Source organism: Stenotrophomonas sp. STEN018 (assembly GCF_056760235.1).
The window spans coordinates 1-15,440 of the sequence record NZ_JBRREK010000074.1; the positions used below are offsets into that span (position 1 = coordinate 1).

Sequence of the window (15,440 nt, forward strand, 5' to 3'; positions counted from 1 at the left end):
CCTTTTGGCCCGTCTTGATGCAACTCAGTCTCAGAAAGCAACGACCAAGACGAAACCGTAACGCCGAGCCGAAAACCTCGGTAGGGCATGGCGTCCAAGACAAGGGCGCTATAGTTACAAACTGGCTTTAACTATGAAAAATCTAGGGGATTTTATGAAGGTTCTTTTAGCGTTTTGGGCAGCCGTTGCCTTTAGTTTTAATGCCTATGCCGTAGATTTAAGGGATGCTGCCGCAACGCAAGGACAGGTATTAAGAGGCATTGATGATGCCAAAAATGCAAGTGAACGAGGGGAGAGGGTTAAGCAAGCTATGGCTGCTGTGAGGGCCAAGCAGTTTTATGCGCTGTACCAGGAAGCTAAGAAATCAGGGATAGAGTTGGCTGATCCTATGATTTGGATTAACAACATAAACCAACAGCGGCAGCGCAGCGGTAATTGCTGTCAAATCTATGTTTCAGAAAAATTAGATGGCGGAATGTTTGTCGTCTTCACTGATGGGGATGGTGGATTTTCGCCAAAAGGATATGGATTGGTGTCTTCAATGGGCACTATTCGAGATAATCAATTCGATTCAACTGGTAGATTTTCTGAAAATTGCAAGTATCAAGTTTCAGTTGGAAATGATTCGAGACACTACGATTGCGCCTCTTATATATCAGGAAAATTAGATGCCCAAGCTATTTCTGGCATGAAAGAGATGTTTGTTAAATATATGAAAACTTATATTCGTTAGTCGATTAATTGGCGACAGCTTCACGACCTGGCCAGCTGCTGGTCGTCACCAAACCGACCCGGCCAGCGTGCCGGGTTTTCGTTCCCGTTCACGTTGGGGCCGTGGCCGTGTCCTGGCTGGAATCGGCGTCAAGGGCGACACCGGAAGCCGCAAGCGGAACGGAGCGCAGCGAGTACCGAACGGGTGAGGATGGCGGGCGAAGCCGTACCCTTGATGCTGATGGAGGCCAGAGAGCCTATCGGCAAGGGGGAGGTCAAGGGCAACGCCCGCCGCGCCTGCCCCCGCAGCCAGTCGGGCAAGAACCGACGCGGGGTGCAAGCCGAAGGGGCTTGCCCAAGCGAAGCGCGGAGGGTTCCCGCTGGCGACAGAATCACGCGATCGAGGAAGATCCGTTGTCACCAAAAAGAAACCCCGCCAAAGCGGGGCCGTGGTGCAAATAGAGGGATTACCGCTGCGCCTTCATCGTTCGTATTCCAACACCGGCAGCGGGTAGATGCGTTCGATGTTTTCCATGTTGTAGCGGTATTCCAGGCGGCCAAGCGTGGAGGGTTTCGCTCCTGTTCGCTTGGCCGCCTGGGAGACTTCCCGCACGTCGTCGGCGTTGTAGCCAGACAGGCCAGCTATCTGCGGTTTTATAGCCCGAGGATTGTCCAAGCGTTCCCATTCTTGCAGCCAGTGAGCAACAGGCTTGCTATCTGGGATATAGCCCGTTGAAAGCCTCATAAGGCGCAACAGGGCTTCGTGTTCAAGTTGATTGAACATGGCGCATCAATCCTTTTTGACCTTGCCGCCAGAGGCTGGCCCCCAATTTTTGCCCAGGTTGTCCCGGAGATTTTGCCGATATGCTGGGTTCCACATGGTGTTTCCTGCGACCCAGTGGTTTGCGGCCCTGGCTGTCGTCATCATGCCGGACTGCATATCGCGGCGTGTTGTTACAGGGTTCACAGCGTTATGAATGGCTGCACCAGGAGCGACAGCGCCTTGCGCCATTTGACGCAAAGTGATGCCGGCAGTTGCTACGCCGCCCGCCAGTGCGCCACCGACTTCATACGCTTTTTGCAGCATGTAGAAGACGACGCCCGACAAGACGAGAATTTCCAGCATGGTAGCCATCGGGTGATCGGTATTTGTTGCCAAGACTTCCGCAGCGAGCGCCGAGAAGAATTTCACGCCCATACTCAATACGGTTGTAATGAGCGCAATTTGCATGATGTAGGTCATGACTTGGCTAAACCAGCGGTCGAACCACTGTGCCGTTATTTGACCGAACAACAGCATGGCAATGAAGAACGGCCCAATTCCAAGCATTATGGAGAGCAGGACTTTTGCGGCAATAATCATCGCGCCCGCAGGCAGGGCAATGAGCAGCGTAGCTACATAAATGATGAGGGCGTTTAGTAAGTCCCAAAACATCATGCCGGCTTCGTACCAACTGCGCTTACCCATTTTGGACATCATATCGGCACCAATCTGGAAGCCGTCAGTTACTGCCTTGTCCAGCACTTGATAGACCGATGTTGCAGCGGTTGCGTTACCCGTTGCCGAGAACGCATCAGCCATGCCCGTTTCCAGCCCGCGCAAGGCTTCAACAACCCACCCCAGGTAAGTTGTCGAATTCAGTGCCAAGCCACCGATGATGACCCACTTCAAGCAGGACTTGAAAAAGTGCTTTACTGGTGCGTCGATATAGCCGCCCATCGCCATCAAGCCCATGACAGCGAAGAAAAGACCGCCGCCGATGGTGAATGTGCCGATGAATGAGGTAATCACGTTGGCAGACGTGGTTTGAACAAAGCTGTTCAAAGTCATGTCGATACTGCCGCCGATCCATTGGAAGATATTTGATTCGAGCGCCATCACTTGCCCCCTTCGGATACGTTAATCGGGGCGCGTTTCGTATAGCCGCGTTTGTCCAGCACCAATTCATTTGCCGCCTTGGTAGCATTCATGCAGTTTGCTGATGCCTCAAGTTCGCCGGGGTTGGCCTTGCATTTGGCAATCATGGCTGTGCGTTCCGCCTCGTTGGCCTTGTACCAGTCAACGGTTTGAACCGGCGTGTTTTCACCGCAGCCAGTCAGTACGGCCGCAGCGACGGCCAGGACGATAGAGAGCTTTTTCATTTTTGAATCTCCCGTGCTTCGGCTTCGATGATGCGGCCGACGCCTTGTGGGCGTTGTGCGGCTTCGTGTGCGTGCAGGTAATCCAGGGCGTGGGCTAGTTCCGCCGCATCGAGAATGCGCAGCGCCGCTATCGTGCGCAGGGCGCTTTCCCGCGTGCCTGCCCAATGGCCCGCGAAGCGTTCGCCGGAGTTGCGCAGGATGAACATGCAGCCACCGAGGCAAGCCAGCGAAATGAAGGCTGCCGCGTAAGGCGGAATCGGGGCCGACTGGCGCGGCAGGGTGATGCCAAACCAATCCACCGCCGCGACCAGGAACGGCATGATTGCAAACGAGGCTGCGAGGATGTCGCCCTGAATCATCGAAGGGGCACGGCGGCCGACTTCGCGTGTGAATCCCAGGCGGTCGATACAGACCCAAAAGCGCCACATCGACAATAGGATGAAGAAGCAGAGTGCAATTACAGGGGCGTGAATATAGGAAATCATGGCGGCCCCCTTACTGGTTCAGCATATTGACGGGCTGGCGCGTCTTGTATTCGCGCTTGTCCAGCACCTTTGCATTGATTTCCTTTTGGCGCTGCTGCTGCACGCGATCTTCCGCAGCCGCCACCATTTGGTACATCTGGAGCTTGGTTTGCTCGTTCTGGATGTTTGCCTGTTCAGCCGCGATGCGGCCTTGCAGTTCTGCAATCGCCTTCGGGTCAGACGTGTCATTAATCTTGCTCATGAGCTGGTCAATCTGGTTGATCCGGCTCTTGGCCTTTTCGTAGGCGTCAAGGGCAAAGCCCTTGTCTTGAGCGCCCTTCACGGCCGCCGCTTCGCAGGCAAGGCGCTGCTGTTCTTCGGGGAAAAACTGGCAGGTGTCATAGACTTTGTTTTTGTCATAAACGGTTTTTGCCGTGCCACTCAGACCTGAATAGCCGCCGTCCTTCACTGCGTCATATACCGCTTGCCAGTCACCGGGCAGGTAGTCGCGCAAGGCCGGGTTGTTCATGATGTTTCCCAGGCCGCGCGAGCCAGTCAGCGATTCATATTGCTGCTTGGCTTGGTTGATCTGTTCCATCATTTGGTCATATTGAATTTTCCATTTTGCGATGGTTTCGACCTGATTCGCCTCCTGCTTTGCTATAGATGCAGAGTCAGTGACTGGAATTTGCGCGTGCGCGTAGCCGCCCAGGAACGCCGAGCAGGCGACACAAAGCGCCGTCAATTTGAGAGATTTCATGATTGCCACTCCTTTAGATTGAAGGAGGACATCGGGCCTTTCAGCCGTTCCGCAGCCATCGGCGGCGGTCTTGCTCCCCATCCGGGAGCGCACCCTAGCGGGCTTTTACAACGCGCTTACCGCGTGGCATACCGTCTTTCCGGCAAGTCGGACAGGGCGCAGCACGGAGCCTGTCGAGTAGATGGGCGACGCCCAAAATTATTGATTCAAACATGCCAAAACACCGCGAAATGGCATACCTGATTTTCCCAGCTTGGTGCAGTTTCGTCGATGGTGACAGATGCACCGTGGCGGGACGCCAACCTGTCATCAATGCAAACTCAATGCACGTATTTTAATATGAATTCAATATCCTTTCAATATGTTTTGCATTGCTTTTGACGATTCATGCGAGTAGAAAAACAGTCAGCCCAGCTACTAGACCAGAGGTTACGCCAGATACCAGCGCGGCCGTCCAGATTGCGCGGTTGTTATCGGCCTTTGTCGAGCGGCCTAACTGCCCCATTGCTTCGTTGATTACCTTTCCCACAGCTTCGCGGGTGGACTTCTGCAAATCCTCGTGTTCTCGCAACATGGAGACTTTCAGTTCTGCGGCGTCTGCATGAAGCTGGCGGGTCTTCGCGTCCCACAGGGTTTGAGCCTGTTTCACAACTTCGCCGTTTATCGCCTTGCCGGTTTTCGAGAGATGTTCCACCAGGGTTTCAAGTTCGCTTTTTTGATCTTCCAGAATGAGCCGGTTCAGCAGTACCACGGCAAAGACTGGATCATCTTCATCGACCTGGACGCCGGTGCGGGCCACCAGTTCAGCGATGTACTTGCGCCGATCCATGTCAGAACCCGACCTTTTCGAGCTGGCCGAATACATCCTTGGCGATGGTGCGGATGCGCTGCTTTTCCATCATGGCGAAGTCGGGCGACTGCATGACTTCCTCAACTGTCAGGCGCTTGGTGTTCATCTTCTTCACGTCGTCGCCATACGTTTGATGGTTGCGGGCTTGCAGCAGTACCGCGCCATGCAGCCGGTCTTGATTGGTCTTGAAAACCTTGGTGTCCGTGAACTCCTTCCCGTCCACTGTTTTCATTGGGCCGAAGTGTTCATTCAGCCACAGCACCAGGGGGACACCTTCGATGCCCTGGGCAATCGAGTTGAAGCCGTTGGCCGTGTCGGTCAGCGTGTCGCCGCCGCCGACAACGGTATGCAGATAAACCTTTTTGCCGTTGTCGGTCAGGAAGCTAACCACATCGTTTTCCACCATGTAGGCCAGCAGGGGCGAGAAGGTGTTTGCGCCGTTGTCGATGACAAACGTTCCTTCATCGGTCAGCAGCTTTTCCATGAGGCTGTCGAACCGCTTCGCGTCAATCGTGCGCGATTCATTCATGACAGGGATGTGTTCCGCGCCCAGGGCTTTGTAATGGGCAAACGTGGTGTTTTCCTGATCGGTGTCGAAGGCTTTCAGGTTCGCGCCCTTGCTCTTAAAGAACTGCGCGAGCATGACGGCCACGAATGATTTGCCGATGCCGCCCTTGCCTTGCAGGATGAAATGAATGGTGTTGTCCATGTGATGGTTCCTTACGTTAGTTGATCGTCGTCGGGGGTTGGGTTGTGGGTGAAGCGTTTCGGCTTCGGTATCTCGAAAGCACCAACCATCCGCGCTTCGCTGGTTGAGGTTGTCGGCGTTACTTTTTGGTCATGACCAAGCGCGGCCGGTGTCTGCTTGGTCTGCTTCTTCCTGATCCTGTAGAGCATCGTTTCAAACGTCTTCAGGGTCAGATCGAACCCTTGGGCGTTGAGCGTTTCAACGATCCTGGCGTTACTTACGCCGGCCCGTTTCGTTGCTTCAATCGCGTCCAACATCTCGCGCAGGCGGGCCGTTTTCGTCCGTCCTGCATCCTCTTTCGCAAGCGCTAAAAGTGCCTGCTCTGCGGGTGATTTATCCATTTCTGGCCTCAAAATCGGTTTATGTTGTGATTCTGTTGTGTATTGGTTCTGTAGTCAATCGAAATTTGTTCTGTAATGTTCTAAAAATGTTGTGTTTTAGATTCGTATCAGGTTTCCATGGTTGTGCTTCTGATTTGTTTTCGTTGGGAGATGGTGTGTGTTTAGTGGACTAATGCAGGATAGGCTAACGCCGGTTTTTGTGCCACACTACGCGCAGCACATTGAATTTCACACACCCTTTTTCCCGGAGACCCCATGCCCAGAAAAGCCGAAATCGGGGCGACCCGAGACAGCCATATTTACCGCGTCCGCGTCCCTGATGAACTGCAAGAGCAATGGGAAGCGTGGTGCGCTAGAACGGGCACGAAGCCAGCCGATGCCATGCGGGCGGCCATGCGCCGCATCATCCAGGGCGACACGTCAGAGGCTCGCCAGGAGGTGGCTAATCAGGTCGATGGTCAGCCAGACGCCGGGCCTAAAGAGCGGGTCGAAGTTCGTTTCACGCCGAGCGAATACCAGGGCATCACGGCCAGGGCTGAGGCCGAGGGGTGTTCCCCTCAACGGTGGATCGTCAATTGCGTGCGGGCCAGTCTTACCCACGAACCGCAATTCACGATGGAGACGACGAAAGCCCTATGGGAATCGTCATATCAGCTTCGCGCCATTGGCAAGAACTTGAACCAAATCGCCAAGCGACTGAACGAGGGTGGGCAGGCCAGCATCAAGACGGAGCAAATGGAAAAGTTGGCCGCCTATATCTACCGCCACACTGACAAAGTGGCGGCACTCCAAGATGCCAGCCTTAGCCGCTGGGGCATCGAAGTAAAGGGGGCAGACGATGGCGCAGCGTGAGATTGACGGCGTTCTAAAAGATTGGGGCGAGCGCACGGACTACGGCCGTTTGAAGGGGCGCAAGGGCCGGAACATCGCGGGCGGCCGTTTTGAGCGGCCAGCGACAGAGACGAAGGCATCGGGAGGCCGTCAGAAACTGGCTGCCACGGTTCGCAAGGCTCCCGAAGTGATGGTGAAAATCTCAGGCGGTGGCAAGGACATGCGCAGCATCAAGGCGCACATGGACTACATATCGCGTAACGGCGAAGTCGAGCTAGAGGACGAGCAGGGCCGGATTCACCTGGGCAAAGAGGACGTGCGCGACGTGCGCGACGACTGGCGCGGCGGCGGCATCCCCTACGAAGACGGCAAGAAGCGGGAAGCGTTCAACATCGTTCTTTCCATGCCGCCCGGCACCGACCGGGCTTCTGTCAAGAATGCCGCCCGTGCGTTGGCGTCCGAACTGTTCGGCAACCACCAGTATATTTTTGCAGCCCACGACGACGAGAAGCACCCGCACGTTCACCTTGCCGTCAAGGCCGTTGATCTGGACGGCGTGCGGCTTAACCCGCGCAAGGCCGACTTGCAGCACTGGCGCGAGACGTTCGCGGAGAAGCTGCGAGAACAGGGCATCGACGCCAATGCAACGCCCCGAAAGGTGCGTGGCGTGGTCAAGAAAGCCGAAAAACAGGCCGTCCACCACATTGACCAGGAACACGCCAAGGGCAGGCGCAAGGCACCGGCCCGCGTGTCTGCTGCGCAGCGTGAGGCCGTCGAGCTGGAGGCCAGGACGGGGCAAAAGCACATCAACCCGGCGCAAGACAGCATCAGGGCGCAGCGTAAGCAGGTTCAGCACGATTTCGGAAAGGTGGCGCGAGCACTCGCGGCGGGCGACCTTGACGACAAGCGCCTAGCCCTAGAGGTTGTCCAGTTCGTCAAGCAGATGCCGCCGATCAAGACCCGGCATGCCGAGCAAGTCGAGGCGTTGCAGCGGGCGACGGTGCAACGAGGCCAGGACATCGAGCGCGGCGGGGCCAAGACGAAAAAGCCAGAAGCCAAAGAGCAGGACAAGGACGCGGGCCATGAACGCTGATGGCGACAAAACGGAGTTGGCCAGGTGGCGGCCATGTCGCCATGAAACGCCATGTGGTTCATGGAAAATAAATTGTCAAAGATAGGGAAATAGGTATAATTTGCATATCCTTTTCATATGAACGAGGCGAAAACATGATCGTGACCGTGGGCAACACAAAGGGCGGCGTGGGCAAAACCACCCTCGCCGTAAATATCGCAATCGCGCGTGCGCTTGCTGGCCGGGACGTGTGGCTGATCGACGCAGACCGCCAGGGCACGGCACAGACCGCAATCAGCATTCGGGCCGACGCCGGCCACGCGCCGGGCATCGCCTGCGCGAGCTATCCAGATGGCCCGGCCTTGCGTGCCCAGGTCACGCAGCAGCAGAGCAAGTTTCAGGACATCATCATTGATGCCGGTGGCCGGGACTCTTCGGCGTTGCGGGCAGCGCTGGGGCTGTCTGATGTGATCGTGGTTCCTTTCCAGCCCAGGAGCTACGACGTATGGGCGCTGAATGACATAGCCGCCCTTGTTGATGAAGCCCGCAGCGTGCGGGATGGCCTGCGAGCCGTGGCCGTACTGAATTGCGCCGACCCTGGCGAAACCTCGACCGACAACGCCGACGCGGCGGCGGCCGTGGCCGACGTGCCGCAGTTTGAATACCTGCCGACTGCTATCCGCCGTCGCAAGGCGTTTGCCAATGCGGCCGGCGCAGGCTTGTCCGTTCTGGAACTCAAGCCGCAAGACAAGAAGGCAATGGCGGAACTGGATGCACTTGTTTCCGCATTGTTTGAATAGTCTTTATAAAGTAAATTCATATTCAAAGACAATGTAAGGTCAATGCAATGGCGATTACTAGACCCACCCCGAAGACATCTAAACCAGTGCCGAGCGCGGATGCCCTAGATGCGTTCATCCAGGCCGCGCCAGATAGTGGCGTGGCTCCTGCGCCTGCTACTCCGGCCCCTACGCGCAAGCGCACGATGAAGGGCAACAAGGAGCAAATCAGCCTCACCATTTCCGTTGAACTTGTGGATAGGCTTGATGCGATGGCTGCCAAGGTGGGGCAGACGCGGGCCGCCCTTATCAACATGGCGATTTATCAGCTTCTCGACCGTGGAATGACCATGGACGGATTTCGCAAAGAATAAATATGGGAATGCCCAATGAGTAGCCGAGACAAAGCCAACGCGCTTTTGAAAAAGCCGGTGGAAGACTGCACGGAAGGCGAGCTTGTGGCTTTGCAGAGAGGATCGACGGATGAACTGAAACGCCGGGCTTTTGAGAATTTGGAGCTTGTGGCCGCGCAGTATGTCGAGTTGTACGGTAAGAAGGACGGCATCGAGCAGTTGGGCGAGGACTTGTGCAAGCACATTGCAGGCGGTAAGCATCCAGAAGGCTGGGCCGGCCTCGTTCGCCACCTTGTCAGGATCAGCGGATGAGTAAAGACACCACGACGGCCGCGCCGATCACAGAGGACGAGTGCCGCAAGCGTCAGCGGGCAGTTAACTATGCGCGCGCTTCCGTAGGCCTTGAGGGCTTCAAGCCATCCGAGGCCGAGGAGGAACACGCGGCCCGGTTTGTTGCGGGAGAAATAGACCTTGCCGATTTCGTGAACCCGGCACGCTGAAATTGTCTTGGCGACAGGTTCACGACCTGGCCAGCTCCCCATTGTCACCAAGGCCCGCCACTGGCGGTCTTTTGCTTTGTGCGTCCCGCGTGTGCTTGTAGAACGTGCTGCGCCCGATGCCGAGCGCCTTGCAGACCTCAGCAGGGCCGTTCCCACTGGCGGCCAGCGCCTGAATGGCGGCGATCTTTTCGGCAGGCAGGCCCGGCCTGCCTCCCTTGCGCCCACGCGCACGAGCAGCCGCAAGCCCGGCCACGGTTCTTTCAACGATCAAGCGCCGCTCAAATTCAGCCAGGGCGGCGAACACATGGAACACCAGACGCCCGGCCGCCGTGCTGGTTTCTATGCGTTCCGTCGTGCTTTCAAAGCCCACGCCGGCCGCCTCCAGTTCGCCCACGATCTTGACCAGCTCAGGCAGTGACCGGCCGAGCCTGTCAAGCCGCCACACCACCAACGAATCACCCTTGCGGGCGAAGGCGAGGGCGTCAGCCAGTCCCGGCCGTTCAGCCTTTGCGCCGCTGGCCGTGTCGGTGAAGACCTTTTCACAGCCGGCCGCCGTCAGGGCGTCCCGCTGGAGATCCATTTTTTGATCGTCGGTCGATACCCGCGCATATCCGATTTTCATTGTGTTGTCCGCTAAGTCGTCAGATGGCCTATTTTATAGACTTTGATTTATAGACGCAATTAGAGACACGCAACCCCCCGGAAACCGCAGCCGTTCCGGGCTGGCTCATAGATTCCACAAAATGACCGTTTTAGAGACGGCTAGAACGCTGGCAGTGCTTCGAGTTGTTCGCGGGCGTACTGGCGAGCTTCTGCCGATAGTTGGCCGTCGTCGTCGTAGCTCGCCAACACGGCCCTTGTCTTGCGCGCACGCGTGATGCCGTCCAGGCCGAGGGCGTAATAGATGGCCGCCACCTGGGGATCGGCGGGGGCTGGGTGTGCAAGGTCATGAAGAATGCTACGTACCAGGGCGTCAATTTGCGTTTTCAAGATGTTTTCTCCTAGTGCGGAACCCCCGCACCTCAGATGTAAGCATCGCGTCACGACAACGAGCGAGGGAAAAATTTTTACACGCCATTGAATGAATTCTAATTTTCATGCAGAATATAATCTGATACCAAACACATAAGGAGTGAATCATGCACAGCATGACCCTTGAACAACTACGAGTTGCCAGCAATAGCGGCGGCGTCTCAGGTGTGACCCTCAAAGGGCAGGGCGGGGCATTCCTAGTCCAGATTGATACCCGCAGCGGTTCCGGTGCGGTGCTGTCGAAAGCCCGCAGCAGTGAGCCGCGCCGCTTTGGTAATCCGTTAGCCGCCCTGTCCCTGTTGCGTGATCTTGGAATCACGGTCGGCCAGTTCGACGCCAGCGACTGGAATCCCGCCGAAAAGGTGGTCAACAGCCGCGACGACGCTCGGGCGCAGGTTCTGCGCGGAGCGCACGAAGCCGCAGCCTATAACCAGTGGCTGGCCGCTGAGATTCAGGAAGCCATCGACGACCCCCGGCCAAGCGTTCCGCACGATGAAGTTATGGCCCGGATGGATACCCGCATTGCGCGTCACAAGGCCGGAGCGAAGCGAGCATGAGCCAGCAGGCCAACTGACCCATGACGAAGCCAAAGACCCCTTACAGCATCGTCTGGCGACCGATTGCCGAGGCCGACTTAGACAACATCGTTGACTACATCGCCCAGGACAACCCGACCAGGGCCGAGGAATTCGGCCAGGAGCTGCGCGCCAAGGTGCTACCGCTTGCGCAGCATCCGAGACTTGGCCGCACCGGCAGGCCCGGCCTGCCGGACTTCCTGCGCGAGCTGGTCGCGCATCGGAACTACATCATTTTTTATCGCGTGCTGGACGAGGCGCGCACCGTCGAGATTTTGAGAGTGAAGCACGCGGCCCAACAGGTGCCGTGATTACAACCCCGGCGCGCTAACGCCGGTTTTTTTCAGGAGTGGCGAAGATGAATACAGATGAAAACATGGGCATTCCGCCCGAAGAAGTAGGGGCGTTCGTGGCTGAATTTTTTGAACAGTTGGAACCGAAAGTTAAGAAGGGCAGGGCGTGGACGTTCCACCGCCTTAATGCCGCTTGTGATACACCCAACGCGGAGCGCGTGCAGGCCGTGCTTTACCCCGACGACGGCCAAGGTTTCACTTTGTACGCCCGACAGGGCCAGACCTTGCACGCTATCACGCACGAAGGCCGCCCGGTGCGCTTTCGGACGTTTGAAAAGGCACTCACGACGCTGGCCGACGTTGCGCACCTTGACCCCGAAATAATCGTGGATTCGTCCAACTGGTGCGAGGAAACCGGCCCGCACTGATGCGGCAAAAGAAAAGCCCAACACCGCGCTAACAGTGTTGGGCTGGTGCGGCCCGGAGTGGCGAAACTCATTTAGGGCCGCGTGACCATCACCAGAACTAGGAAACGATCATGAGCAATCTTAGCAAAAATGGCGCGAGACAGGCGGCCTTATGAAAAGCTTGAACGACCTCCAGGCCGCGATTCAGAAGCGCATAGCCGACAACCAAGCCAAGGCCGCCGCCAAGATGCAAGAGCAGCCGCAACTGTTTTCTGATACCAGCGACACCCCGTTGTCCCCGGCTGAAATGTCGGTGACCGAACCCTTAGAGAGTCTTGCCCAGGCCAACACCAAGAAGCGCAGCCGTTCAAATTTGCTGCCGGTGCGGCACATTGAACGCGACTTTTTTCTTTGCGACGTGTTCGATTACGCCTTGAAGGATGACGGCGTGAGCATGGAAGCTCCTATCTTCACGCTGGCAACCAAGCCAGATTTGAGCGTGTGGCACTGGAAAAGCAAGGATGGAAGCCGAGAGGTGACAGTGACGCCAAGCGTTCAGGGGCGTGCTACACAGCATGACAAGGACGTGCTGATCTATGTCGTTTCTCAGATGACGGAGGCACTGAACCGAGAGCGGCCAGACGCGAAGAATCGCACTGTCCGTTTCACGGCCTATGACTACCTTGTGTCCACCAACAAGCCTACAGGCGGCAAGGAGTACCAGCGGATTGAGCTTGCGATGGAGCGGCTACGCGGAACTAGCATCAAGACGAACATCAAGACTGGCGGCCAGCGCGTGAAAGAAGGCTTTGGCCTTATCAATCGTTGGAAGATCGTGGAGCGTGCGCCCGATGATGAACGCATGATTGCCGTGGAGGTGGAGTTGTCGGAATGGCTTTTCAACGCCGTTCAGGCGCATGAAGTGCTGACGCTTCACCCGGACTATTTCCGCCTACGCAAGCCGCTGGAACGTCGCTTGTACGAGCTGGCCAGGAAGCACTGCGGCCATCAAACGGCCTGGAGCATTGGCCTTGAGCTGCTGCAAGAGAAGACGGGCAGCAAGGGAACCTTGCGTGAGTTCCGGCGCATGGTGCGCCAGACCATCGAGGCCGACACTTTGCCGGAATACCGGGTGGCTCTTGATGAATCCGACAAGGTAATTTTCTACACCAAGGACATGCGCCGCCTAGCTGCCGGCATGGCGAAGCGGCAGAGCTGATGGCGACAGTTCCACGACCTGGCCGCCGCCTGGTTGTCGCCATTGCCTCCTTTCTACAAGATCTTTCAGGGGCTTTTTCGCTACGCGAAAACCGGGATACCCTTCCAGGCGCGCGCCTTCGCGCTTGGTCGCTGCGCGACTGGCCGCAAGCGGCCACCTTCCAGGCAACCCTAGCCGGATGCCCGCGCGGTTCGTTCTATCACCCACGCTTTGCACGAGCAGCCAAGATACCTAATCGGCGCATACCAAGATTAAGCATCTTGGCATGGCGCTACGCGGCGAAAGCCGGCCTGAAAAAGTATCGTTACATCACCCACGCCTGTGGATTGACTCGTTCTTTCACCCACGCTTTTCTGTGGATGGGCACGTTCTATCACCCACGCCCTCTTCGTTCTTTCACCCACGCCCCTGTTTTTTAAACCCAGCACTGACAAGGGATTGCGAGCGTTATCCACATGCGTAACGCGCGCGCGCATTTTTTAACTTTAAATATCTTTAACGCGCTTTGCGGTCTGCGACCGGGGCACCCCTTTGGGGTTCCCCCACCTTCGGCGGCTCCCCCTCCCCTTTAATGGATGGCCTACGGCCATGGTGCTTTGAAGGCGCGGCAATCGCCGCGCAGTGAGCGCAACCGCCCGAGCGCAAAACAGGCGACAGCGCAGCACACAGGGGAAGAAAACCAATAGCCGACAGCCCAGAAGACAATTAATGGCTGGCCTACGGCCAGAAGGCAAGAACGAAGCGCGGCACTTGCCGCGCATGGTTAATCTAAGGACAGCGCTAAGAAGACACCTCACGCCAGGGCAACGACAGCAAAAAACCGGCTTATCAGGAGATCGGGCATGACCATCCCACCCAAAACAGGCAGCAGCGCAGCACACAGGCCGCAGGAGAAGCGTTCAGCAGACAGGTAAGGGGGTAGGGGCATAGCAAACGTTAGCGGCCATGTAGCGCGTTGTGCGCTGAATCTGTCTTACCCCGAAAAACCCAGCAATTGCCACCGCTCGAGAAGGCGCGTTCCGCGCCCGCCACCCATCCCCCCGCCCTTCCCGCCCCGGCGGGAAGGGAGCGAGTCGCCCTCTGTCGTCAAGGGTGCAGCCAGCGGGGCGCTTCGCTTCCTTGTCTGCCCCCATGACTTGAGGCTTTGGCCGTTCCAAGTGCGTCAAGGGCCGGGCCTGCGGCCCTGAAATCCTCACCCGTTCGGTGCTCACCCTTCGGGCTGCGCTCCGCGTGCGGCTTCCGGTTTCACCCTTGACCCCCTTTCCACTTTAAAACCAGGCAGCGACGACGGCAGGCAATAATAAGCCTTGCATAATAAGAATAATAATAGTATTATTATTCTTATTACTACCGCAACCGAGGAAACCAGCCATGACCCAAGCATCTACCGCCATCCCCGCAGACGTGCGCGAGCGCGTCATTGCCGCCGCTGCTGATCTTTTCGAGCAGTCGGGCCGCCAGACCATGCCCACGGTGGATGCCGTGCGCCGGGCCGCCCGCGTGGACATGAACGCCGCCAGTTCGGTGATGAAGGAATGGCGCAGGGCACAGACCGCACAAGCCGCGCCGGTTGCCGTGGCTGTGCCGGAATCTGTGCAGCAGGCCAGCAGCGCGGCCGTGGCCACGATTTGGCAGCAGGCCCAGGAGTTGGCGAACGAGAGCCTACGCAGCGCACAGGCTGCATGGGAAACCGAGCGGGCCGAGCTGGACGCCATGCGGCAGGAGCTGGCCGAGGCTTTCGAGCGTCAGGCCGGCGAGCTGGACGCGGCCGGGGCTGCACTGGCCGCCGAGAAGGCAGCAGCCGAGAAGCAGGCGCAGGAACTCGCCGCCGTTCGCCAGCAACTGGCCGAGGCAGTGAGCCGGGCCGACAAGGCAGATGCCCGCATTGCTGAAATCGAACACCGGGCCGCCGATCTTCGCGCCGAGCTGGATAGGGCACACGCCGACGCCGACCGGCTGCGCACCGAGAACACCGAGGCACGCCAGCAGGCCGCCGCCGAGCTGGACGCCGCCCACGCTGCAACGGAGGCAGCACGGGCCGAGCTGGTGAAGGTGCAGGCCAAGGCCGAGGCCATCGAGCAGGCCCACGCCGAGCAGCGCAAGCAGGCCGCCACAGAAGCGCATCGAGCAGCCGAACGTATGGTTAAGGTAGAGGCTGAACGAGACGATGCAGCGAAAGTCGCAGCAGAGGCCAGAGAGCGGGCCGCAGGATTAGCAGGCCAGCTTGAGGCAACCCAACAACAGGCCGCTGCCCTTTTGGCCCGTCTTGATGCAACTCAGTCTCAGAAAGCAACGACCAAGACGAAACCGTAACGCCGAGCCGAAAACCTCGGTAGGGCATGGCGTCCAAGACAAGGGCGCTA

At 57.6% G+C, this 15,440-nt stretch carries 22 protein-coding genes; 12 read left to right on the forward strand and 10 right to left on the reverse strand.

Translation table 11 applies throughout. The annotated features are described in order from the left end of the window. Positions 1 to 133 precede the first annotated feature (133 nt). A complete protein-coding gene (locus ACVOMB_RS19025; protein WP_481532621.1) occupies positions 134 to 733 on the forward strand; it encodes a hypothetical protein in 600 nt (199 codons plus the stop codon). Between the two features lie 459 nt (positions 734 to 1,192). On the opposite strand, the gene ACVOMB_RS19030 is transcribed toward ACVOMB_RS19025, so the two are convergent. The 8 genes from ACVOMB_RS19030 to ACVOMB_RS19065 form a co-directional block, all read right to left on the reverse strand. Next, a complete protein-coding gene (locus tag ACVOMB_RS19030) occupies positions 1,193 to 1,495 on the reverse strand; it encodes a hypothetical protein (RefSeq protein WP_481532622.1) in 303 nt (100 codons plus the stop codon). Positions 1,496 to 1,501: 6 nt separating this feature from the next. Then, on the reverse strand, positions 1,502 to 2,590 hold the full coding sequence (locus tag ACVOMB_RS19035; protein ID WP_481532623.1) for a TrbL/VirB6 family protein: 1,089 nt from the start codon (positions 2,588 to 2,590) through the stop codon (positions 1,502 to 1,504). After that, a complete protein-coding gene (locus tag ACVOMB_RS19040; protein ID WP_481532624.1) occupies positions 2,590 to 2,853 on the reverse strand; it encodes an EexN family lipoprotein in 264 nt (87 codons plus the stop codon). Before ACVOMB_RS19040 ends, ACVOMB_RS19035 begins: the two co-directional genes overlap by 1 nt. After that, the gene (locus tag ACVOMB_RS19045) at positions 2,850 to 3,338 is read right to left on the reverse strand and encodes a hypothetical protein (protein ID WP_481532625.1); all 489 of its coding nucleotides are present in this window, start codon (positions 3,336 to 3,338) and stop codon (positions 2,850 to 2,852) included. Before ACVOMB_RS19045 ends, ACVOMB_RS19040 begins: the two co-directional genes overlap by 4 nt. 10 nt (positions 3,339 to 3,348) lie before the next feature. Further along, positions 3,349 to 4,077, reverse strand: coding sequence for a P-type DNA transfer protein VirB5 (gene virB5, locus ACVOMB_RS19050; RefSeq protein ID WP_481532626.1), 729 nt, complete (start codon positions 4,075 to 4,077; stop codon positions 3,349 to 3,351). A 385-nt stretch (positions 4,078 to 4,462) separates the two neighbouring features. Further along, positions 4,463 to 4,906: a hypothetical protein gene (locus ACVOMB_RS19055; protein ID WP_481532627.1), complete on the reverse strand. Its 444-nt coding sequence runs from the start codon at positions 4,904 to 4,906 to the stop codon at positions 4,463 to 4,465. A gap of 1 nt (position 4,907) precedes the next feature. Beyond that, complete coding sequence (locus tag ACVOMB_RS19060; RefSeq protein ID WP_481532628.1) at positions 4,908 to 5,636, reverse strand: nucleotide-binding protein; 729 nt, start codon at positions 5,634 to 5,636, stop codon at positions 4,908 to 4,910. Between the two features lie 11 nt (positions 5,637 to 5,647). After that, positions 5,648 to 6,016 carry a hypothetical protein gene (locus ACVOMB_RS19065; RefSeq protein WP_481532629.1) on the reverse strand — a complete coding sequence of 123 codons (369 nt, stop codon included), beginning with the start codon at positions 6,014 to 6,016 and terminating at the stop codon, positions 5,648 to 5,650. 255 nt (positions 6,017 to 6,271) lie between these two features. Here ACVOMB_RS19065 and ACVOMB_RS19070 point away from each other — a divergent pair, with 255 nt between their 5' ends. From ACVOMB_RS19070 to ACVOMB_RS19095, 6 genes are all read left to right on the forward strand, one after another. Beyond that, positions 6,272 to 6,868, forward strand: coding sequence for a plasmid mobilization protein (locus ACVOMB_RS19070; RefSeq protein WP_481532630.1), 597 nt, complete (start codon positions 6,272 to 6,274; stop codon positions 6,866 to 6,868). After that, a complete protein-coding gene (locus tag ACVOMB_RS19075; protein WP_481532631.1) occupies positions 6,855 to 7,940 on the forward strand; it encodes a relaxase/mobilization nuclease domain-containing protein in 1,086 nt (361 codons plus the stop codon). The genes ACVOMB_RS19070 and ACVOMB_RS19075 overlap by 14 nt, the downstream gene beginning before the upstream one ends. A gap of 134 nt (positions 7,941 to 8,074) precedes the next feature. Continuing rightward, a complete protein-coding gene (locus ACVOMB_RS19080; RefSeq protein ID WP_481532632.1) occupies positions 8,075 to 8,719 on the forward strand; it encodes an AAA family ATPase in 645 nt (214 codons plus the stop codon). 185 nt (positions 8,720 to 8,904) lie between these two features. Beyond that, complete coding sequence (locus ACVOMB_RS19085; protein ID WP_481532633.1) at positions 8,905 to 9,072, forward strand: ribbon-helix-helix domain-containing protein; 168 nt, start codon at positions 8,905 to 8,907, stop codon at positions 9,070 to 9,072. A 15-nt stretch (positions 9,073 to 9,087) separates the two neighbouring features. Continuing rightward, positions 9,088 to 9,363: a hypothetical protein gene (locus ACVOMB_RS19090; protein ID WP_481532634.1), complete on the forward strand. Its 276-nt coding sequence runs from the start codon at positions 9,088 to 9,090 to the stop codon at positions 9,361 to 9,363. Then, positions 9,360 to 9,551 (forward strand): antitoxin VbhA family protein, encoded by a 192-nt coding sequence (locus tag ACVOMB_RS19095; RefSeq protein ID WP_481532635.1) that lies wholly within the window; start codon positions 9,360 to 9,362, stop codon positions 9,549 to 9,551. The genes ACVOMB_RS19090 and ACVOMB_RS19095 overlap by 4 nt, the downstream gene beginning before the upstream one ends. A 19-nt stretch (positions 9,552 to 9,570) precedes the next feature. Here the strand turns inward: ACVOMB_RS19095 and ACVOMB_RS19100 are convergent, their stop codons facing one another. After that, positions 9,571 to 10,173 (reverse strand): recombinase family protein, encoded by a 603-nt coding sequence (locus tag ACVOMB_RS19100; RefSeq protein ID WP_481532636.1) that lies wholly within the window; start codon positions 10,171 to 10,173, stop codon positions 9,571 to 9,573. Positions 10,174 to 10,313: 140 nt separating this feature from the next. Further along, positions 10,314 to 10,541: a hypothetical protein gene (locus ACVOMB_RS19105; protein WP_481532637.1), complete on the reverse strand. Its 228-nt coding sequence runs from the start codon at positions 10,539 to 10,541 to the stop codon at positions 10,314 to 10,316. 149 nt (positions 10,542 to 10,690) lie between these two features. Here ACVOMB_RS19105 and relB point away from each other — a divergent pair, with 149 nt between their 5' ends. The 5 genes from relB (at position 10,691) to ACVOMB_RS19130 (ending at position 15,390) form a co-directional block, all read left to right on the forward strand. Next, a complete protein-coding gene (relB, locus tag ACVOMB_RS19110) occupies positions 10,691 to 11,140 on the forward strand; it encodes a type II toxin-antitoxin system RelB family antitoxin (RefSeq protein ID WP_481532638.1) in 450 nt (149 codons plus the stop codon). A gap of 20 nt (positions 11,141 to 11,160) precedes the next feature. Next, the gene (locus ACVOMB_RS19115) at positions 11,161 to 11,469 is read left to right on the forward strand and encodes a type II toxin-antitoxin system RelE/ParE family toxin (RefSeq protein ID WP_481532639.1); all 309 of its coding nucleotides are present in this window, start codon (positions 11,161 to 11,163) and stop codon (positions 11,467 to 11,469) included. Between the two features lie 47 nt (positions 11,470 to 11,516). Next, positions 11,517 to 11,879 carry a hypothetical protein gene (locus ACVOMB_RS19120; RefSeq protein ID WP_481532640.1) on the forward strand — a complete coding sequence of 121 codons (363 nt, stop codon included), beginning with the start codon at positions 11,517 to 11,519 and terminating at the stop codon, positions 11,877 to 11,879. Between the two features lie 151 nt (positions 11,880 to 12,030). After that, positions 12,031 to 13,077, forward strand: a complete 1,047-nt coding sequence (locus tag ACVOMB_RS19125) for a replication initiator protein A (protein ID WP_481532641.1) — start codon at positions 12,031 to 12,033, stop codon at positions 13,075 to 13,077. Between the two features lie 1,371 nt (positions 13,078 to 14,448). Further along, positions 14,449 to 15,390, forward strand: coding sequence for a DNA-binding protein (locus tag ACVOMB_RS19130; RefSeq protein ID WP_481532642.1), 942 nt, complete (start codon positions 14,449 to 14,451; stop codon positions 15,388 to 15,390). Positions 15,391 to 15,440: the final 50 nt, after the last annotated feature.

Coding starts and splice junctions, on each gene's coding strand:
- ACVOMB_RS19025 (WP_481532621.1), top strand. CDS start 134: ATGAAAAATCTAGGGGATTTTATGAAGGTTCTTTTAGCGTTTTGGGCA.
- ACVOMB_RS19030 (WP_481532622.1), bottom strand. CDS start 1,495: ATGTTCAATCAACTTGAACACGAAGCCCTGTTGCGCCTTATGAGGCTT.
- ACVOMB_RS19035 (WP_481532623.1), bottom strand. CDS start 2,590: ATGGCGCTCGAATCAAATATCTTCCAATGGATCGGCGGCAGTATCGAC.
- ACVOMB_RS19040 (WP_481532624.1), bottom strand. CDS start 2,853: ATGAAAAAGCTCTCTATCGTCCTGGCCGTCGCTGCGGCCGTACTGACT.
- ACVOMB_RS19045 (WP_481532625.1), bottom strand. CDS start 3,338: ATGATTTCCTATATTCACGCCCCTGTAATTGCACTCTGCTTCTTCATC.
- virB5 (WP_481532626.1), bottom strand. CDS start 4,077: ATGAAATCTCTCAAATTGACGGCGCTTTGTGTCGCCTGCTCGGCGTTC.
- ACVOMB_RS19055 (WP_481532627.1), bottom strand. CDS start 4,906: ATGGATCGGCGCAAGTACATCGCTGAACTGGTGGCCCGCACCGGCGTC.
- ACVOMB_RS19060 (WP_481532628.1), bottom strand. CDS start 5,636: ATGGACAACACCATTCATTTCATCCTGCAAGGCAAGGGCGGCATCGGC.
- ACVOMB_RS19065 (WP_481532629.1), bottom strand. CDS start 6,016: ATGGATAAATCACCCGCAGAGCAGGCACTTTTAGCGCTTGCGAAAGAG.
- ACVOMB_RS19070 (WP_481532630.1), top strand. CDS start 6,272: ATGCCCAGAAAAGCCGAAATCGGGGCGACCCGAGACAGCCATATTTAC.
- ACVOMB_RS19075 (WP_481532631.1), top strand. CDS start 6,855: ATGGCGCAGCGTGAGATTGACGGCGTTCTAAAAGATTGGGGCGAGCGC.
- ACVOMB_RS19080 (WP_481532632.1), top strand. CDS start 8,075: ATGATCGTGACCGTGGGCAACACAAAGGGCGGCGTGGGCAAAACCACC.
- ACVOMB_RS19085 (WP_481532633.1), top strand. CDS start 8,905: ATGAAGGGCAACAAGGAGCAAATCAGCCTCACCATTTCCGTTGAACTT.
- ACVOMB_RS19090 (WP_481532634.1), top strand. CDS start 9,088: ATGAGTAGCCGAGACAAAGCCAACGCGCTTTTGAAAAAGCCGGTGGAA.
- ACVOMB_RS19095 (WP_481532635.1), top strand. CDS start 9,360: ATGAGTAAAGACACCACGACGGCCGCGCCGATCACAGAGGACGAGTGC.
- ACVOMB_RS19100 (WP_481532636.1), bottom strand. CDS start 10,173: ATGAAAATCGGATATGCGCGGGTATCGACCGACGATCAAAAAATGGAT.
- relB (WP_481532638.1), top strand. CDS start 10,691: ATGCACAGCATGACCCTTGAACAACTACGAGTTGCCAGCAATAGCGGC.
- ACVOMB_RS19115 (WP_481532639.1), top strand. CDS start 11,161: ATGACGAAGCCAAAGACCCCTTACAGCATCGTCTGGCGACCGATTGCC.
- ACVOMB_RS19120 (WP_481532640.1), top strand. CDS start 11,517: ATGAATACAGATGAAAACATGGGCATTCCGCCCGAAGAAGTAGGGGCG.
- ACVOMB_RS19125 (WP_481532641.1), top strand. CDS start 12,031: ATGAAAAGCTTGAACGACCTCCAGGCCGCGATTCAGAAGCGCATAGCC.
- ACVOMB_RS19130 (WP_481532642.1), top strand. CDS start 14,449: ATGACCCAAGCATCTACCGCCATCCCCGCAGACGTGCGCGAGCGCGTC.